This window comes from Pleionea mediterranea, from assembly GCF_003148745.1.
GTDB lineage: Bacteria > Pseudomonadota > Gammaproteobacteria > Enterobacterales > Kangiellaceae > Pleionea > Pleionea mediterranea.
The window spans coordinates 55,283-72,332 of the sequence record NZ_QGGU01000004.1; the positions used below are offsets into that span (position 1 = coordinate 55,283).

At 36.2% G+C, this 17,050-nt stretch carries 17 protein-coding genes; 11 read left to right on the forward strand and 6 right to left on the reverse strand.

Features of this window, described 5'->3' with window-relative positions; translation table 11 throughout:
- Positions 1-78 precede the first annotated feature (78 nt).
- The 3 genes from C8D97_RS05820 to C8D97_RS05830 are packed head-to-tail and all read left to right on the forward strand — an operon-like array spanning position 79 to position 5,971.
- Positions 79-534 carry a hypothetical protein gene (locus tag C8D97_RS05820; RefSeq protein WP_109762818.1) on the forward strand — a complete coding sequence of 152 codons (456 nt, stop codon included), beginning with the start codon at positions 79-81 and terminating at the stop codon, positions 532-534.
- Positions 527-5,386, forward strand: coding sequence for a glycoside hydrolase family protein (locus tag C8D97_RS05825; RefSeq protein WP_109762819.1), 4,860 nt, complete (start codon positions 527-529; stop codon positions 5,384-5,386). The genes C8D97_RS05820 and C8D97_RS05825 overlap by 8 nt, the downstream gene beginning before the upstream one ends.
- A 3-nt stretch (positions 5,387-5,389) precedes the next feature.
- A complete protein-coding gene (locus C8D97_RS05830; RefSeq protein ID WP_109762820.1) occupies positions 5,390-5,971 on the forward strand; it encodes a hypothetical protein in 582 nt (193 codons plus the stop codon).
- A gap of 389 nt (positions 5,972-6,360) precedes the next feature.
- Here C8D97_RS05830 and C8D97_RS05835 read toward each other — a convergent pair whose 3' ends face one another.
- The 4 genes from C8D97_RS05835 to C8D97_RS05845 all read right to left on the reverse strand — a co-directional run bounded on the left by C8D97_RS05835 (position 6,361) and on the right by C8D97_RS05845 (position 9,261).
- A complete protein-coding gene (locus C8D97_RS05835; protein WP_210204868.1) occupies positions 6,361-6,663 on the reverse strand; it encodes a hypothetical protein in 303 nt (100 codons plus the stop codon).
- A 31-nt stretch (positions 6,664-6,694) separates the two neighbouring features.
- A complete protein-coding gene (locus tag C8D97_RS05840) occupies positions 6,695-6,910 on the reverse strand; it encodes a hypothetical protein (RefSeq protein ID WP_109762821.1) in 216 nt (71 codons plus the stop codon).
- Between the two features lie 10 nt (positions 6,911-6,920).
- Positions 6,921-7,088, reverse strand: a complete 168-nt coding sequence (locus C8D97_RS18120; protein ID WP_170115158.1) for a hypothetical protein — start codon at positions 7,086-7,088, stop codon at positions 6,921-6,923.
- Positions 7,089-7,200: 112 nt separating this feature from the next.
- Entirely contained in the window at positions 7,201-9,261 is a 2,061-nt protein-coding gene (locus tag C8D97_RS05845; RefSeq protein WP_109762822.1) for a winged helix-turn-helix domain-containing protein, read from the reverse strand.
- Positions 9,262-9,731: 470 nt separating this feature from the next.
- Here C8D97_RS05845 and C8D97_RS05850 point away from each other — a divergent pair, with 470 nt between their 5' ends.
- Both C8D97_RS05850 and C8D97_RS05855 read left to right on the forward strand, forming a co-directional pair.
- Positions 9,732-10,004 carry a hypothetical protein gene (locus tag C8D97_RS05850; protein WP_109762823.1) on the forward strand — a complete coding sequence of 91 codons (273 nt, stop codon included), beginning with the start codon at positions 9,732-9,734 and terminating at the stop codon, positions 10,002-10,004.
- 124 nt (positions 10,005-10,128) lie between these two features.
- Complete coding sequence (locus tag C8D97_RS05855) at positions 10,129-10,410, forward strand: hypothetical protein (protein ID WP_109762824.1); 282 nt, start codon at positions 10,129-10,131, stop codon at positions 10,408-10,410.
- Positions 10,411-10,641: 231 nt separating this feature from the next.
- Here C8D97_RS05855 and C8D97_RS05860 read toward each other — a convergent pair whose 3' ends face one another.
- Together C8D97_RS05860 and C8D97_RS05865 are read right to left on the reverse strand one after the other, a co-directional pair.
- Positions 10,642-10,842 (reverse strand): MbcA/ParS/Xre antitoxin family protein, encoded by a 201-nt coding sequence (locus C8D97_RS05860; protein WP_109762825.1) that lies wholly within the window; start codon positions 10,840-10,842, stop codon positions 10,642-10,644.
- Positions 10,843-10,911: 69 nt separating this feature from the next.
- Entirely contained in the window at positions 10,912-11,688 is a 777-nt protein-coding gene (locus tag C8D97_RS05865; RefSeq protein WP_109762826.1) for a metallophosphoesterase, read from the reverse strand.
- A 503-nt stretch (positions 11,689-12,191) separates the two neighbouring features.
- Here C8D97_RS05865 and C8D97_RS05870 point away from each other — a divergent pair.
- From C8D97_RS05870 to C8D97_RS05895, 6 genes are all read left to right on the forward strand, one after another.
- Complete coding sequence (locus C8D97_RS05870) at positions 12,192-12,644, forward strand: hypothetical protein (protein ID WP_109762827.1); 453 nt, start codon at positions 12,192-12,194, stop codon at positions 12,642-12,644.
- A gap of 272 nt (positions 12,645-12,916) precedes the next feature.
- The gene (locus C8D97_RS05875; RefSeq protein ID WP_109762828.1) at positions 12,917-14,605 is read left to right on the forward strand and encodes a hypothetical protein; all 1,689 of its coding nucleotides are present in this window, start codon (positions 12,917-12,919) and stop codon (positions 14,603-14,605) included.
- 88 nt (positions 14,606-14,693) lie between these two features.
- On the forward strand, positions 14,694-15,377 hold the full coding sequence (locus C8D97_RS05880) for a hypothetical protein (RefSeq protein WP_146196087.1): 684 nt from the start codon (positions 14,694-14,696) through the stop codon (positions 15,375-15,377).
- A 46-nt stretch (positions 15,378-15,423) separates the two neighbouring features.
- Positions 15,424-15,717, forward strand: a complete 294-nt coding sequence (locus C8D97_RS05885) for a hypothetical protein (protein WP_109762830.1) — start codon at positions 15,424-15,426, stop codon at positions 15,715-15,717.
- Between the two features lie 2 nt (positions 15,718-15,719).
- On the forward strand, positions 15,720-16,079 hold the full coding sequence (locus C8D97_RS05890; protein WP_109762831.1) for a helix-turn-helix transcriptional regulator: 360 nt from the start codon (positions 15,720-15,722) through the stop codon (positions 16,077-16,079).
- Entirely contained in the window at positions 16,069-17,040 is a 972-nt protein-coding gene (locus C8D97_RS05895) for an ImmA/IrrE family metallo-endopeptidase (protein ID WP_109762832.1), read from the forward strand. Before C8D97_RS05890 ends, C8D97_RS05895 begins: the two co-directional genes overlap by 11 nt.
- Positions 17,041-17,050 lie beyond the last annotated feature (10 nt).

Sequence of the window (17,050 nt, forward strand, 5' to 3'; positions counted from 1 at the left end):
CATACGTATGCAAAGGATTTAAACTATAAGATTACTAATGTAGGATAAAGCTTGGAATAAAATAAAAATGGAAAAATAATGATAAAAAATAGATTAAACACTTTAATTTTCCTATCAGTATTATTTTACTGCTCAGTATCTAATGCATATATTACAGCTGATCCTAATCCTAGTGTAGGAGGCAGTTATACCGTAAGCTGGACAGAGTCAGGTGATACATACGGATGTGGTTACGGTGGATCATCAACACATCCTTTTCGCCTAAGTGAATATCAAGATAATGGAGTCAATCAAGTTTACCGTCTTTACACATCGTATATTAATTATGCAAGCAAACCACCTGGTAAATACACTTATCAGCTTACGTATAGAAAATGTACTTCTAGCGGAGAAGCATATTTTAAAACTGGATTACTTATTGTAGAAGTATACTTAGATCCCAATGTTAGTGGTCGAAAAGTTGAATTTATTCATACTGATTTAAATGGATCGCCGGCGGCTACATCTGATGAAACTGGAGAAATAAATGAATAAAATATTAATAACATTAATTTTTTCTCTGTATGCAGTCGTTACATATTCAACAACTGCTTATGATTTAGAGCCAATTACAACCTATGAAACTGATTTAGTTCAAAGATTATCAAATATTGAGCTATCAAATCCGAGTAGCGCTAACTATGATCCGATAACAGGCACTTTATCGTTTTCAGAAACTGATATTGATATTCCAGGAAATTTTGACTTACCAGTAAGGCTTACTCGTTGGATTTCAGATGAAAATTTTGCGACAGGTGGTCCTAAAGGATGGATGTGGAATATACCAGTTATTAGAGGTTATTACAGATACAGTATTAATAATGACAATGGTTGGGTTGGTGGTAAAAACTGTGATGGAACAGTTGGTGCAACTGCTTACTCGGACACAAGTGGCCACACCAGATATATTAAACCAAGTACGTTTTGGGATGGGAAGGTACTTCATATTCCAGGAAAAACAACTGAAAGGTTATTGTACGGTGATGGAACTACACTCGGGACACCCTATTATGAAAAGCAGTTCACGAAGTCAAATTACTATATTAAAGAATGTATTTATAATTCCTCTGGTGAACAAGGAATAGTTGTAAAGGCTCCAAATGGTGATGAATATTCGTTTAATAACTTCAAAACATATAATTACGAATCAAATGGAGATTTTTTTAATGCAAAATACACCAAGTTATTACTTATAACGGAAGTAAAAGATAAATTTGGTAATATCGTTTCATATAATTACGACAATAGTAATAACCTAACCTCAATTGAAGCCAGTGACGGAAGAAAAATTGAAATAGCATACCATAGTAACGGTTTAGCAAACTATGCAACAGCGCATGGTAAAAAATGGGATTATATTGAAACGGAAGGTCAAGGTTTAAAAGTTGAATTACCAGATGGAAGATATTGGGAATATCCATTATTGTTTTCAGAGTTTGGGTTTAATAAAAGCTCATCAAGACATGGGTATTCAAATTATAGACCTTCTGGAAATGGCCAGCCTTTGGAGCCCATCGCTGGTTATTGCGAAAAAGGTAGTAATACTTTAGAGCGTACATACACCATAAAAAATCCCAATGGACTTATAACAACATTTTATGTAAATCAGGTTTATCATGGTATTACAGGTGTAGAGCCTGATATGGATAAAGTTAAAGTTAAGGACATAGTTGATAAAAATGGAGATGGATTTCGACGATTTACAAGAAAGCTAAACTGTGATGTTGAAATTTCACTCTTAAGAAAAAAGGTAGAAGGTCCCGGCGTTGTAACACAGAATATTTATTATGATTACTCAGAAAATACCGGGAAATATCTACCACGAGAAGGGTTAAACTTAAATTCAGAATTAGGGTTATCTGGATATTCATTTGTTAGTCCAGCAGAAGGATTGCCGGAAACAGTCTCTAACACAACTGACTTTAAGACAACTACAGTACGAGGACCTACAAATATAAAAACATATTTTATAGGTAGAAAAGATCATTCAATAACTCAAAATAGGATTGTAGCAGTAGATATAAGAAGTATTTCATCTGAGCAGTTAATTAAAAGAATAGAGTATAAATATAATAAGTCAGATTACTTAGGGCAGCATTGGTTTAAGAAAAGTGCTGGATGTACAGGCTGCGGTTTTGACCAGAAGGTAGTAGATGCAATTGACGAAAATATTCAACACCGAGTCAATACGATTGAAGTGGTTAACAAGCTGTTGTACAGCGATCGTACTGACAAATATTACCAGAAGTATTTAGATTATGATGTCTATGGGTTTAGTAGAAAATTCCATGAGTATAATAACTTTAATGAAAGCAATAGATATATTAAAAAAACATTTAAGCATGAAGATGCACTTTGGATATTGGGTTTAATTGAAGAAGTATCGATAAGTGATAATGATGCAAATTACACAACTATGTCAGAAGTTATTTATCATGATTTTTCTAATACAGGTTTGTATCAGTCACTAAAAGTTCCATATGAATATAAACAGTTTGGAGAATGGCAAGTAAGGTTTAAAGAGTATCATTCTGACGGAAATGTTAAAAGTAAAGAGTATAATGCAAGACTGAGAAGTTCTAATGGCGGTGAGACGAGCGCTTATCGTTTTAAAGACCTATTAAACTATAAAAGAGGGAAAGCGCAAACTATAAGTTATCCTGAACGATATTCGTCTATAGGGAAAATCACTGAAAGTCGGATAGTTAATGACTTTGGTCTTATAACAGAAGAAACAAACTTAGATGGCCACAAGACAAAGTATCGTTATGGTTCAGGAAATAGGTTAGAGTCCATTATTACTCCTGATAGTTGGTTGGATTATAGACTTGATTGGTCTTTTGATTTAGAAGGACGGCCAACTGTATCAATTAAATCATGTGATGTTTACTATAGGTGTATATCAAATACAATTGTCAACGAAGAAGTGAATACATATGACTCTTATGGTCGATTAATCATAAAAGAAAAAAGAGATTTAATTAGCAATAATACAAAGTATATAAATTTTTCTTATAACGCTGCCGGAAATAAAGTATTTGAGTCCTATTGGTCTCTATTAAATAATGAAACTTCAGGTGTTTACCACGAATATGATGCTTTAAAGAGATTGGTGATTTCTGGTGAAACAGAAGGCGGTAGCATAAGTAAATCCTACTTAAGTAAAAATAGAGTCAGTATTACAGATGCTGAAAGCAATACTACTGAAATAACATATAACGCGTACGGTAATTCTGAATACAATCAGGAAATAATAATTGATTCGCCTGAAAATGTGAAAACAGAATTTGATGTCAATTTGTTTGGTAATGTAACTTCAATAACACAATCAGGACCCGGTAAGGGACAAGGGTCATTAGTATCACAAACAGAAAATAGATATTACGATAACCAACAAAGACTTTGTTTAATAAAACGAAACGATGTTGGTGATACAGCTTATGTGTTAAACGCAATAGGAGAGGTGGTATATCAATTTAAAGGTGTTTATGCCGGCACAGCTTGTAAAACATCTGGTTCTGCAGGAACTGATCCTCACTTTATTTATGATAACTTAGGTAGTATTTGGAAGAAGTATTATTGGGGAAAAGCTCCAGATATTATACATGAGCGTAAGCCATCTGGACTTGTTGAAAAGTTAACATCTGGAAATGTAGTTACAGACTATCTATACAATAGTTTAGGAGTATTGGAAGAAGAAACACTTAGCTTTGATGATCAAGAGTTTAGGTTAGATTATTTATATAGCGACTCAGGACATAAAAGAGGTCTTGTTTTTCCTAATGGTATAGCTGTTCAATACGAATTAAATGGATTTGGAGGGCCCACTAGTATCAAAAGAGCGTCAGATAGTTTTTATTATGCAAAGGATATAAAGTATTATCCAAGTGGAATGGTTGATAGCTTCAATTATGGTAATGGTCTTTCTCATAAAACAACATTGAACAGTCGAAGATTACCTAAAAGAATAAAGGACTTCGATCTTACAACTGTTGCTTTAGATTATGAGTATAGTTACGACAATAACTCAAATATTATTTCGATAGCAGATCATAAAGATCCTGGATATTCTTTGAGTAATATGGCTTATGATGGACTTGATAGGTTAATTAGTACCAATGGAAATCAAAAGATCGGAAGTAGCCAAATACGTTATGATGGATTAGGAAATATAACATATTATTCTAGCAAAAATAGAGTCCTAGACTATCAGTATGACTATAATAAAAATAGGCTCTTACAAGTATACAGTACAGGTACTGAATCCAAAGCTTATGACTTTAGAGGTGGATACGATGAGCGTGGTAATGTACTAAACAATGGCCATATGAGTTTTGAGTACGACTTATCGGATAAATTAGTTAGATCAGATGATACATATTCATTTGCATATGATGGAAATGGCCGGCGTGTTAATGAGTGTGGTGTTTGTTATAGTATGTATAGTCAATCTGGTCAGCTTATTTACAGGGACTTACCATTTGGTAGTACGAGAATAAGTTATATTTATATAAAGAATAAATTAATTGCAAAAGATGGATTTTTTATAGAAAGTAAATCAAGCCAGCATTATCGTCCATATGGGAGCAGTATTGAAGGGGAACAAAGTGGGTTGAGTTATTCGGGGCATATTTATGATGACTCACCTCTATCTTCAAATAACCTTATTTATATGCAGGCTCGGTATTATGATCCAGTGATTGGGCGGTTTTATTCGAATGATCCCATCGGATTCCGTGATGTTCATTCGTTTAATCGATATACCTATGCGAATAATAATCCGTACAGATATATAGACCCTACAGGAATGTGTTCATCAGATCCAAAAGCTGGTGCTAGAGATCAGTGTCAAAATACATCTAATTTAAAGCTTAGCCAACAAGGTGCTAACCACATTAAGAACAAAGAAAACCCTAGCGGGCGATTAGATGTACATGATGATGGGGCAGGTAACCCTACTTCTGGTTATGGTCATAAAGATAATAGTATGGTTATTGGTTCGACAATTACGCAGCAAACAGCAGATTCAGATTTTGTTAGTGATGTAGCGAGCGCGGAGCAAACTGTCCAAAACCTAGCAGGTAGCTTGCCACTTTCTCAGAATGAATTTGATGCTATGACAGACCTTGCATTTAATGTTGGAGCTACCACTCTAAATTCTACGAACAGCCCAGGACTAAACAATGCAATTGCAGCAGGGGATTATGAAGCTATCTCTAATAACTTAAAGTATACTAAGGCAACAAATCCGATCACTGGTCAAAAAGTTAGTCTTCCGGGTTTAGTTCCAAGAAGTGCAGATAGAAGAACCTTGTTCCGTGGTAATATTAAATATAAGAACCCCTAGATTATGAGATTTTTAACTTTATTGATGATTTCCTACATTACAGGTTGTTCAGCTAATTCTGAGCAACCATCAAACCATTGTCTTGATAGAGAATGGAAGGCAATTGGTTTAAAAAATGTAACAGAGACTCAAAAACAATTTGATTTAGAAAATGATTCAGATGTACACGGTGGGAAATATTCATGCTCAGGTTACACAACACCAAGTGAACTGAATACATTTCTAATTAAACTTAAAACTTCTCTTGCTGCGGATAACACTGGGGCATTGGAAGAGTTGATGTATTTTCCTTTGGTAATAATACACGAGAGAAAAGAAGCTGGTTCAAAGCCTAAAGCTTCTGTTGTGAGAAAGAAAGAAGACTTTAACTCAATTTTAGGTGATGTGTTTAATCCATTGGCGAGAAAGGTGGTCGAATGCATGTCGTTAAGCAATATGGCAACAGACCCAATGGCTGGAATAGACGCAGCTTATGGGGGAATAATTATTAAACGATTTACAGAGTCAAGGCAGCTATACATAACATCCATTTCAAAGGATAAATTGCCTATGAATAAATGGTTAGAAAAAAACTGCACAGAATAATTATTTTGTAACCCAAAGCCCTTTACTGGGCTTTATTTTCGGATTAAAGAAAAGCTTGGTTTACTTATACTTTATTCTGAACTAGGTGTCCTGTCCGCATGACCGCAGAATTTAAGCTAGATATTTCAAGCCCATTCAGTAATGTTTGGGCTTTTTATTATTAGTTTTGTGTGTTCAATTTCACCAGCGGAGTGAGCAATGATTACCGGCAGAAATGATCACCTTCGACCAGCAGGGGGCGCAATTTGAACCAGCGCCACTACTAAGGAGTAAAAAGTAAATAAAACTAGAAAAATAAAAGCTATTAGACCCCGCATTATCTTCTCCTTAAAAGTTGAAAGGCTTCGGCTTATACTGAATTTCCTAAGAAAATAAACTCTCTATTTATCTTAACTATCTCCACTGTCCAGTCCGTGTATTTTTCGATAATTTTTTATCATTTGTTTAGAAACATCGCTTTCATAACAAAGAGGAGTGGCTCCACCGGGTTTACTCCATGCGCTACGTTTACCACATCTTCTTCCAGCACGGTCAACATTAAAGGGGCAAGGGCAGTTTCCAGAGTATGCACGTATGGACTTTTTAATCAAAATATCAATGACTTCCTTGTCACTTAAAGTATCCTTAGAAAAAACCGGTGTAGTGGCTAGTGACGAAAAAATGAGTGTTGCGATTATGAGCATGAATTTCATAACTTTTCCTCCTAGTCTTTAATATTGGAGATTATCGAGTATGGCAAGCCGGACTGCAGTGTATACAGCCATCAATTGAACGCCCTGGATATTGCTTCTCTGCATAGTCTACAGCTTGTTGGCAATCAAAGAATTGACCAAGAGCTAAACGATTTTTGAGATTCGGCAAGTGATTGCAAATATCTTCATTGTGAACCTCGTGTTCACCAGTAGGTTGAGATTTTTTATTAATTATATAGTTGTTCATGTTTACCGCCTTATGGTTGGTTGCCCTGTTGTTCGTACTCTTCTATTTCACACTCCGGATAAGGCTTGCAAGAAATGGCCTCTACTGGGTAGGAAGTCTTTGTAACCTCGGTTTGCTCAACTTTTGTTGGGCTTATTTCCATAGAAAACCACATTATGATCCAACTGAAAAAGTCCATATATCCCCCTAAAAACTCGTTTAGAAATATTGATTCGGGGGATAAATTAGAGAAAGCTGGCGTGAAAGAACCGAGGAACTGACTAAAAATCAATGAGAATATTATTGGTCGTCTACAATTTGATCAATTCAGTGTTTCCTCTAATGGCTTTAGTGAAGATTATTGTATTGTCCTGTTCATTGTAAGAAATGTAGCCGCCTAAGGGGCTTGAGTGTACAAGAGCCGGTTTTGTGTCGTTATGTTTTAACGAATATAGATATGGTGGGCCATCGGCTTTATTTTCTACCCAAAATATGGCGGTATTTGTTATATACCAGTGATTCGAGTCCGCCATTTGGTTCGATTGATTGATTAGTAGCTCTGAATCTGACTCTAAGTCATAACGAACAAACTTATGAGAATGCTTAAACCAAGCAAAAATCCAGCGTCCATTGGGAGATTGTTTTATTAATTGAGCATTTGGATACTTTTCTACCGGGGACATGGAGCCATCTTCAACATTCAGTAGGTTAATAATGGATTCATTATTTGTCGTACCTAAGATATAGGCCGAACTAGAGTTACTTGCCCAATTGAAATTCAGGAAGTAGCGATTTTCATTGGCTCCCCAATGAATACTATCCTCTAGTAAACTGTATACAAACCAGCGGCCATCAAACGTTCCTCCTAATTTTAGGCCGTCAGTGCTAAAGTCAAGTGACGTAAAACGTCCATTTTTCTGCAATTTCGTGACTAGATGAGGTTCTTCTCCAGGTGCTCGCAGCCATACTTGAAATACGCCTGTTTTATTCGATACCCACGCAATATGCTGGGTTTTCTGGGAATAAACCGGTACCGAATCAGAAAAAGAACTATCTACAAGAATCTTTTCCTCTTTTGTTTCAAGGTTATGTGAAGTTATATCTCGATCTATCAAACTACCGGAAATTACGGCAAAGCGAGAATTGTCTTCATCGATGAGGATGGGAGCATATACTGGGGTGGTAGGGCTTTTTACGGGTGTTCGTTGTTTGGTTATAAGATCCAGTTGAACAATCTGATTGGAGTTGTCTTTAAAGTAGAGCTTTTTGCCATCTTTGCTCCAGTTAACAGTAAAAATAGTCGTTTCAACTGTGTCAACCAAAGTATTATCCCGGGTTCCTAAGTCTAATATACGAACTTCGACTTTATACCTTTGTGTGTTCCGTAGAATTGCCAATTTGGTCTTATCTGGAGAAACACTCATAAAATAGTCTCCCCTGCCTGTAATAGGTGGGGCTGTTATGCGTTCTGAAAGGCCTGTTAGATTTGAGTAACTAAATAGCGAAAAAGGCTGATCAATAGCTGGGCTATTAGAATAAATGTATTGTTGCTCATGAATGCCTTCGATAATTCTGGCTCCCTCGGCTGAGACATGACAACTTTTAATGACCACAATGTCTGTTACTGATACTGAAGAAGGCTCAAAGCGTCCCTCCATTAATTCACATCGACCATCACTAAGCCGAGTGAATAAGATGTGTTTTCCGTCTTTTTTAACTGAGCCATGTTTATAGGAAAAATTTGGGTCATTTAATAGAGGTGTTACATCACCAGAAGACATTTGACGAATATATAGTGACCAGTTAGAACTATTTTCTCTATAGCTAAATATCATCCATTCTTTATTGTCAGATAGGCTCGGAAAATACTCTTGTCCTTTATAGTACGTGAGTGGCTCTGTGGAAGCATGATCGTATAGAGGGGTATTATTGACTCGAGCAGGTTTCAGGAAAGTGTATAGAGTCACTAAAACAATTAGTGTCCCGATTCCCGCCCAAATTACACTTGAATTTACCGATTTTGGCTTTTTGGGAGTAGATGAATCGATTGATACCGGTAGAGTTAACCGATAGCCAACTTTGTTCCGGTTTTCAAAAATAGTTTTATCTTTATCTCCGAATACTTTTCTCAGTTGACGGACGTTATAAACAATTGTGCCATCAGTTATGGATACATCTGAGTAAACTAAGTCTGAAATCTGGTCATTAGTAAGATATTCGCCAGGGTGTTTCAGAAACGCTAAAAGTGTTTTTAGTACTTTTGATGTGAGCTCATGAGTCTTGCCATCAGGGGAAATTACAATCGACGACCTGACATCTATTGTGAAGCTTCCCACTTTGTATTTTAATTTATTATTAAGTTCTATGCTCATGATAGTGTTCTACTGTAGTCTGTGATGTTTTAAGAACCCCACGAGGATGCCTATGAAATCCCTTTATATTCAATAAGATAAATGTGAAAAGTGCTTGCTATATACTCCTACTTTCCCTGCAACTAGAGTCATAAACGCAACAGCAAATCTCAAATTAGATATATTTAACTATAAAATAAAAGCTGATTTGTGTGAATTCTTATTTTCTTTGCACATTATTAATAATGTGATTGGTTGATATTTAATCTAAATTGGCTTTCTCATAATTTTTTCACTCATTCCTAGTTTGTTCTATTGAAAATATCATTATGCTTCCTTTCATTATTTCGCTTTTAAAATTTAAATATAAATAGAGCTAGAACTTCCGCATTTTACATTGTTGCTTTGCAATATAAGAAATGAAGTTATTAATTTAACTTTGTACTTTAATTGTTTGCGCTCGCGAAAGCATTAGCTTAAGGGGAATTATTATGGCTGTTTTACTCGTAACATATGATCTTAACAAACCAGGGCAAAAGCACCTTGAATTGCTTAAAAAAATAAAGGACTTTTCATCATGGGCATGTCTTTCAGAATCTTCTTATGCGATTAAAACAAATGCGAGTGCAAGTGAAGTATTCGACGCATTGAGGCACTATATTGATGATTCTGATACATTGTATGTGATAAATCTTAAAAAGCCATACTCTGGCTTTGGGCCAAAAGATGTAAATGACTGGCTAGATAATAATCTACCCAGCTAGTACCTTACTAGCCTCCAGTTAACCAATATTGTGACAGTTGTACGCCCGTGTCTAATATTTCAAGTTGACTCTAAACGTTAGCTGACTTTAGACACCTGAGGTAGAAAATAAAAAAGGATTGTGGATGTTAGAAGCAAAGATAAAATTTTTCGATATTAAGAAGTGTGGTTTTTATCTTAGAGGTAGCAATCAAATTGAATTTAGTGGAATGAATGACACGCTTAATAATTTACACTCTTGGGCCAGCGATGGTAGAGAGTTTGTAAACACTACTACTTACGAAGTAGATCCTGACAATGATTTAAGGAATACATACTTTTGTAACTGGCATAGAAATGATGTCAATGGTGATAGTATTCTTATACTTTGGAATGAGGTTCCAAATGTGGTTGAGCATACTGGCTAAAAGAATAGTCGTTCAACTCGTTTGGCGGATTCTTCACTTATAACGATGGATCCTTGCTATTCACTATTAAGTCCTTCTTGATAAAGCTGGATCTGTGATGGATCAGGGTCAAGCAAATTCTCTAAATCTGGGTTTTGAGATCAAGCCGAGCATAATAACTGCTTTCAAATAGCCTGATGAACATAGCTTTGCCGATACTCTCGTGACATATCGTTATTTGGCCCTAAAGATTCAGTAATAGCCGCTATCTAATTTCAATAGCGTCTCTTTTACCAGCTCAGCACCAGCATCACTTGAAATCGACTCCAGACCCGATTTACCGCCGAAGATCTCACGCTTCTTTTTCAACCAAGCGTCGGCCTTGTCCTTGCTGCCAAACACTTTGACCGCAAGCGACTTAGTTTCATCAGCTCTTAATTTGTTTTCATTCATTGCATAAGTGACCTAATAGCTACCAAATTTAATAAAATCCTTACTTAATACACACATATATTGTTAATCTCATTTATTGATCTCAATGATTAGTTTGTCATCAAATCGACTATTCACATAGTGACCAATGTAGCCGCGAGGATTGCAAATAATCCGCGTGTCACCAATACGATAGTCAAGAGATGAATGAACATGTCCGTGAATCCAAAGCGATGGCTTTGTTTCTTCAATTAACCATTCTAGGTTCGAAGAGTACAACCCAAGATCTTCCCACGAATTTGCATACGGTATTGAGCGGTGTGATGGCGCATGATGAGTCACAACTACATCGCCTGGCTTGACGTTCGTCTTTAGATAATCAACATGTGAGTAATGAAGCTTTAAAATATCGTCCGGAGTTATTTGTCGTCGCTGTTTAGCATGCTTGTAAGCAACTTCAACATTACTTAAATTGATTTTCTTGTAATCATTCATCTCTACAACTGCGTAATCCATCAATTCTGGATCTTGATTATTGAAATCAGTCCATAATGTGGTGCCATGAATCCGTCGGCCTTTTACCGTTGCCGAGCTTTTATCAAGAAAATGCAGATGTGAGTTTTCACTTGCTATCTTGCGCCATTGCTCACAAAGCTCGTTCATTTCACGACCGTAAAACTCATGGTTTCCGGTGATATAAATGACATCGATACCTCGATTAGTGAACTGTTCAATCAAAAATCTGGCACCTTTTCCAATGCCGATGTCGCCGGCCAATACCGCAAGCTCAACCTGGGGCAAGTCTTTAAGCCTGAACTTGCCGAACTCAAGATGAATGTCGCTCACGATTAAGGTAGGAAGACTCACAGTTAACTCTCAGTTGAACTAGTAGCGAATAATATTGCAACTTTAGAGGGGGTTTGCAAGTCTTTGTTTTAAAAGAAAATAATGTATATATTAACTATTTTTTGTCGTCAATATAATGTGGGTTCAAGATGTTGTGAGTATTCTATATAGCCTCTATGCTTTGGCTCGAAAAAAGAAGGACTTAGATTTCAGCTCTCATCACAGAGCTTGTATAAGTAGCGTAGAAACCAGATAGAGCTTTTAATAAGCGAAAAATTATTAATTGCTGCGCTGCATTAATCATGTAGGGCGGTTAATTTTTTCCAAAAAATTCGAGTGGACTATAGATATTCAAGGATAGAAATCATGTGATTTGCTCAAAACCAAGTCGCTTTTCTAAATTTATTGCTGTTGATCGTATTTATCTTTATGTTAGTTGAGCTATATTGAAACTATGATTGGTGACGCTACTTTCTTGAGTATCGATATTTCTTATTTGCCTTAACCATTTTTACGGATGAGTAATGAGTTGCAATCTTCAAGTACCTGATTTGCCATATCTATCGTTGTATCTTCAGCAAGACTATCTACAAGTAATGCCAGTTTATTCGCCAGACGAAATGGACAAACCAATAACAATCGAGTTTTATACTGTTCGTACCAATGAAGAGAAAATATGTATAAATATTGAACTTCCACAGTTCTTAGTATTTCAAAAAGTTAATCAAGAGCATATGTACTGGCATAAGTTCGTTGAACGGTTAGAAAACCGAGATATCAGCTTTAATGCGATGCCAAATAAGAAAAAACTAACGAGAATAACTGGTCATTTCAAGAATTTCGATCAACTCAACGAAGATCTTGAAAACAATGGCTTTCTATTATCGGCTTATGAAGGTGATTATTCGACTAACTTTAATTGCCGGCTGGCCGTTAGCAGTTCCAAGTTCTGGCAATTAAGTGATTCAGATAGATAGTGATTAGTATTTCTACATTAAAACTACAATGAATCGTTGTGGCTTTTAGATTTGTTCAAATAATGTACGCATAGCAGTCAACTTCGTAATTTATTCGTTATTTACTCGTTAAGTTTTTGTCGACTTTGGCATACACTCATACTCAAGTTCTTACATTGATCAAGCGATCTTCAGTCTAAGTGACAGGTGAATTAGTCAGTCATTAAACTCAACTTTCTGAACGATGGCAAAACTCTGTTAATGGTTCGAAAATAGGAAAAGTCTATAAATTTATGGGTTCAAGCTCGAAAAATAGTGATGTTGATATTGAATTCGATATTTGTCCAACTAAAGGTGATGTATGGCAAGTAGATGGTTTTGGTTGTATTGGGCTAGATCCTAATCAGGCTTCTGAGCATTTCATTGAAATCATTATGAAAAATCGATCAAATGACGGCTCTATAGCACGACGTGAAATTGTAAAAGCTCCGATTTCAATTATTAAACACGCTAAAATTCATTCATTTTGGAGGAATGGGGCTCGACTAAGCAATAAATCTGAAACGAAATCTTTAAGAATATTAAGGCTGGAAGATCAAGTTGCTCCACAAATAAGACGTAAAAGTAACATGGAAGATAAAAGTGGAGAATCAACGCGTTTTACCCTGTTTTTTCAGCTAAATGCTGAAATAGATGGTGAGACCAAGAACGTTCTTATACCCTGTGTTGAAGTCTTAAGTTTCTTTTTTGGGCAATATTCAAAGATCTTACAGCTAGGTCTAAGTGGTAGAAAGGCCAACGAAGTACTGTACGATCCTGGAAAAACGTGGTTAAGCAACGGAACAGCAAAACTAAAACTACGTGAGGGTGTTCGTCTTAGTCGATATGCTAATGCTGTCGCATTTATTGTTTTTCAAGATTCTATAAAAAATAGTTTTAATAAACTTCACCCTAATATATTTGCTACAAAGACGAAGCGAGCTCAGCCGATCAGAGTAACTTGGCCATTAGAGTCCGATTTTCCATGTGTGGTTGAAACTATCAAAATTAAAAACTACTTAATTATTACTCATATCAAATCGACCAGTTTAGCTTTACCATATCAGAAATTGGAGCTGGACCAAATAAGGCCTGGCCCTAGAAAGGGAAGACAATTTACTGACTATAGAAAAGGTGTAAAACCTGGGAGGCAAAAGTACGATCCAAACAATCCTCCTGTTTTTGGAGGGAGTGAAAGCCCAAGTAGTGATTTAGAGTCTTCGATTTATCATGGGGAAGAGTTTCAGAGTCCTATACCAAATGTAAAAATCAGCTATTCAAAGGAAAACACCGAAGTTGAAAGTGTTGAAAGGCCCAGGTTTAAAAAAAATGATGAAGATGTAGATCGTCTTACTACAGCCAGTGGCGATGGGTATCCAAACAAACGAACAGGCCATGTTCGGTTTGAGACAATTGAACATGCATTTGATATTCATCAGTGCATGAATGAACTTAAAAATAATAAGAAAAAGTTAAACATCAAATACCATTTCATGAATGATATTAGACATCCTTCAGACTCCAGATATACAGTGCTTCCAGATTCGATGATCGATAAATCAGTAAAATTAGTTTTTCAAACTAACTCAGACTTACTTCGTTACAAACAGCATTTAAACCAAATACTTAAACGTCCCGTCGCCATTTTTATTATTGAGCGCTACAGTAAAAAATTTTGCTATGTTAGCATCAAGGATACTAAAGGGTTTAAAACTCGTCCAGAAATTGGACTGCTATTCGAGGCATATACTTCGCAATTTATTGACGGAGTAATAATTGAGAATCTTAAACTGTACTCCAAACATAGTCGTTCATATAAAAGGTATGCAAAATATAAGTACGGGAAGAGTTATTTTTGTTATTTTTTTGAATACAAGCTAAATGACGAACCCAAGGATAAGGCTGATTATATTTTTTTAAAACTAAAAGATCATTTATGGTAATAACAGTTGTGGAATTTGGAATATTGGTTTTAGATATGTTTGGAGCAATGTAGAAACAATGAGGAATGACTCAATCAGTTCGTTGGGGTTGAAGTTAACCAAAAAACTAAAAATAGCTACTAATTGGTCTTGTTATTTCGATAATGGAATTCAAATTCAGTCGGGTATCATTACTGATATAAATGCTAAAGAGCAAATAGACCCTTGTATTTTAGAGCAAGCGACTCGCTACCAACCTGCAGAGGCACTGAATTATGTTGCCGCTCGACATCTAGCACAAAGTACGCTTGCAGCGAATGGTTATAAAGGGCAATATGTCTCTGTTAAAGATGCTAAAGGCCGGCCTACGTGGCCCGAAGGATATACTGGCTCAATATCACACAAATTCAACATTGCAGTAGTCGGTACAAAGAAGTGCTACGGTGCAGAAAGCTTTGGTATTGATCTTGAAGTATTTCAACATTTAGATTCAGATACTTGGGATTTTTATACAAATAAAGTAGAAATTGGAAATTACTGTAGATTAGGTGTTTCTCGCAACCAGGCGTCTAATCTGGCCTTCTCAGCTAAGGAAGCTATTTACAAAGCGGTTTGTCAAGTTACAGAATTTGATGCTTTAAAACTAAAGCATATTACTTTAAAAATGGCGTCTACTTACGATAATGTTTTACAGGGTTTTATAAATTACAAAAAAATGGATATTCAAGTAACCCAGCACTACGATGATTTATTTATATTATCTGTTGTGAGACTTAAAGCCCCTATGAACTAGGATGAAAAGACTTTGAAAATTCTATAGCTGCCACCGGGGATATTAAATGATATCAAAAGAAAAATTCAATGAATGTAAGGAAGGCCTTCGAAACGAGCTTACCGAAATACTCGAAGCTGAAACAGAAGAGCTTGAGGAGCGATTTGACGACCCTGCTGTTAGTAAGCTTTTTAACTCGAATGCAGTGGATTCAAAGTCTATGTGTGCACTATCACCGAAAATTGAAGAAGTTACTGGTCTGAAGCTTAAGGAAGAGTGGATTCAGAAAGGTGGCTATGAGTCAGTCGACGAGGCTATCGACTTACTTTTCGTGCAGCTAGAACTCCAGTTTGAGAGTTAGATATGGCTAATCAAAGTTACAACCCAATTAAACTTGGGAATAAACTAAAGAAAGCGCGAGAGTACTTAAATATCTCGGGGGAGTCTGCTGCCGAATCTTTAGACTTATCCGTTGAAGACGTTACAGAGATTGAAGCTGGTAGATATAGCCTTGAGCTCGAGCAGTTAGTCGAGTTGTCTCGATTATATATGAGGCCTGTAGCGTATTTTTTTGATGTTGACCCTAAGCCAGACAATGAAACAGATGACGATTTACGTCTGCTTGCAAGAAAGCTAGATAATCTTGATCCAGATGATTTGAATGAATTGTTAGAATTCGCTGAATTTTTAAAGTTACGCAATAGGCAAAAAAATGAGAAGTAAGCGTGACAAAGCGATACTTAAAGGGATCCAGGCTGCAAAGGAACTTCATTATCAACTAGACACCCAATCTCGTTTAAGAAGCAATGAGAAACGCATTGATATCAGTTCAGCAGTAGAACATCTCGAATTGCCTATGATCTTTCGACCCCTGAAAGGGTTGCTTGGAGCCTATATTCCAGGAGAAGCACCTGGAATAATCATAACTACAGAGAGAAGACTTAGTATTCAGCGTTATACCGCTGCGCACGAATTAGGTCACTACTATCTACAACACAATTTGAGTGCTGATGACGAAGCTGTAATAGGTCGGTCGACTAAACATAGCGATGATATTCCGCTGCAAGAACTAGAAGCTGAAGCATTTGCAGGAGAATTTTTACTGCCAAAAAAGCTTCTTTTGAATATATGTAGAGGCTTGAGACTGGGGAAAGTAGATCTTAAAAATCCAGTCAACGTTTATAAGATTAGTTCGAGAGCTGGAGTTAGCTACGAGGCGGCCGCAATTGCACTATTGAATTATAAGTTTATCGATCTTAATACATATCCTGATGTTAAAGCTTTCCCAAGAAAAGAATGCAAGCAGGAGTTATTAGGTAGCTGGGAAAGACATGTAGAGAAATTTGACCTTGATATTATCTGTTTGAATGAATCAGATAATAATAGTCATATTAAGCTTGAGAGTAATGACTTTGTTATTCTGGAACTGCCTGAACCTGCAGCATCTGGATATTTATGGCAAGGTATGGACGCTATTTTAAATCTTAAGCTATTAGAAGATAGTCGAAAGTTTAGTGAAACAGAAAACCTAGGAGGCGTTGTAAAACGCCGACTCTTGCTCTCTGGGTCTGGTGAAGTTTCTGTATATCTCCGATTGAAAAGACCTTGGGAAAACGACATTAAAAAAGAGTTTTCAGTCTCGCTAGATTTTTCAGGACGTGGAATAGGTTTATCGAAAGTATAGTGGTGTTGCA

What these genes read in the sequence shown, in the direction of transcription:
- C8D97_RS05820 (WP_109762818.1), top strand. Translation starts at nt 79, where the DNA reads ATGATAAAAAATAGATTAAACACTTTAATTTTCCTATCAGTATTATTT.
- C8D97_RS05825 (WP_109762819.1), top strand. Translation starts at nt 527, where the DNA reads ATGAATAAAATATTAATAACATTAATTTTTTCTCTGTATGCAGTCGTT.
- C8D97_RS05830 (WP_109762820.1), top strand. Translation starts at nt 5,390, where the DNA reads ATGAGATTTTTAACTTTATTGATGATTTCCTACATTACAGGTTGTTCA.
- C8D97_RS05835 (WP_210204868.1), bottom strand. Translation starts at nt 6,663, where the DNA reads ATGAAATTCATGCTCATAATCGCAACACTCATTTTTTCGTCACTAGCC.
- C8D97_RS05840 (WP_109762821.1), bottom strand. Translation starts at nt 6,910, where the DNA reads ATGAACAACTATATAATTAATAAAAAATCTCAACCTACTGGTGAACAC.
- C8D97_RS18120 (WP_170115158.1), bottom strand. Translation starts at nt 7,088, where the DNA reads ATGGACTTTTTCAGTTGGATCATAATGTGGTTTTCTATGGAAATAAGC.
- C8D97_RS05845 (WP_109762822.1), bottom strand. Translation starts at nt 9,261, where the DNA reads ATGAGCATAGAACTTAATAATAAATTAAAATACAAAGTGGGAAGCTTC.
- C8D97_RS05850 (WP_109762823.1), top strand. Translation starts at nt 9,732, where the DNA reads ATGGCTGTTTTACTCGTAACATATGATCTTAACAAACCAGGGCAAAAG.
- C8D97_RS05855 (WP_109762824.1), top strand. Translation starts at nt 10,129, where the DNA reads ATGTTAGAAGCAAAGATAAAATTTTTCGATATTAAGAAGTGTGGTTTT.
- C8D97_RS05860 (WP_109762825.1), bottom strand. Translation starts at nt 10,842, where the DNA reads ATGAATGAAAACAAATTAAGAGCTGATGAAACTAAGTCGCTTGCGGTC.
- C8D97_RS05870 (WP_109762827.1), top strand. Translation starts at nt 12,192, where the DNA reads ATGAGTTGCAATCTTCAAGTACCTGATTTGCCATATCTATCGTTGTAT.
- C8D97_RS05875 (WP_109762828.1), top strand. Translation starts at nt 12,917, where the DNA reads ATGGGTTCAAGCTCGAAAAATAGTGATGTTGATATTGAATTCGATATT.
- C8D97_RS05885 (WP_109762830.1), top strand. Translation starts at nt 15,424, where the DNA reads ATGATATCAAAAGAAAAATTCAATGAATGTAAGGAAGGCCTTCGAAAC.
- C8D97_RS05890 (WP_109762831.1), top strand. Translation starts at nt 15,720, where the DNA reads ATGGCTAATCAAAGTTACAACCCAATTAAACTTGGGAATAAACTAAAG.
- C8D97_RS05895 (WP_109762832.1), top strand. Translation starts at nt 16,069, where the DNA reads ATGAGAAGTAAGCGTGACAAAGCGATACTTAAAGGGATCCAGGCTGCA.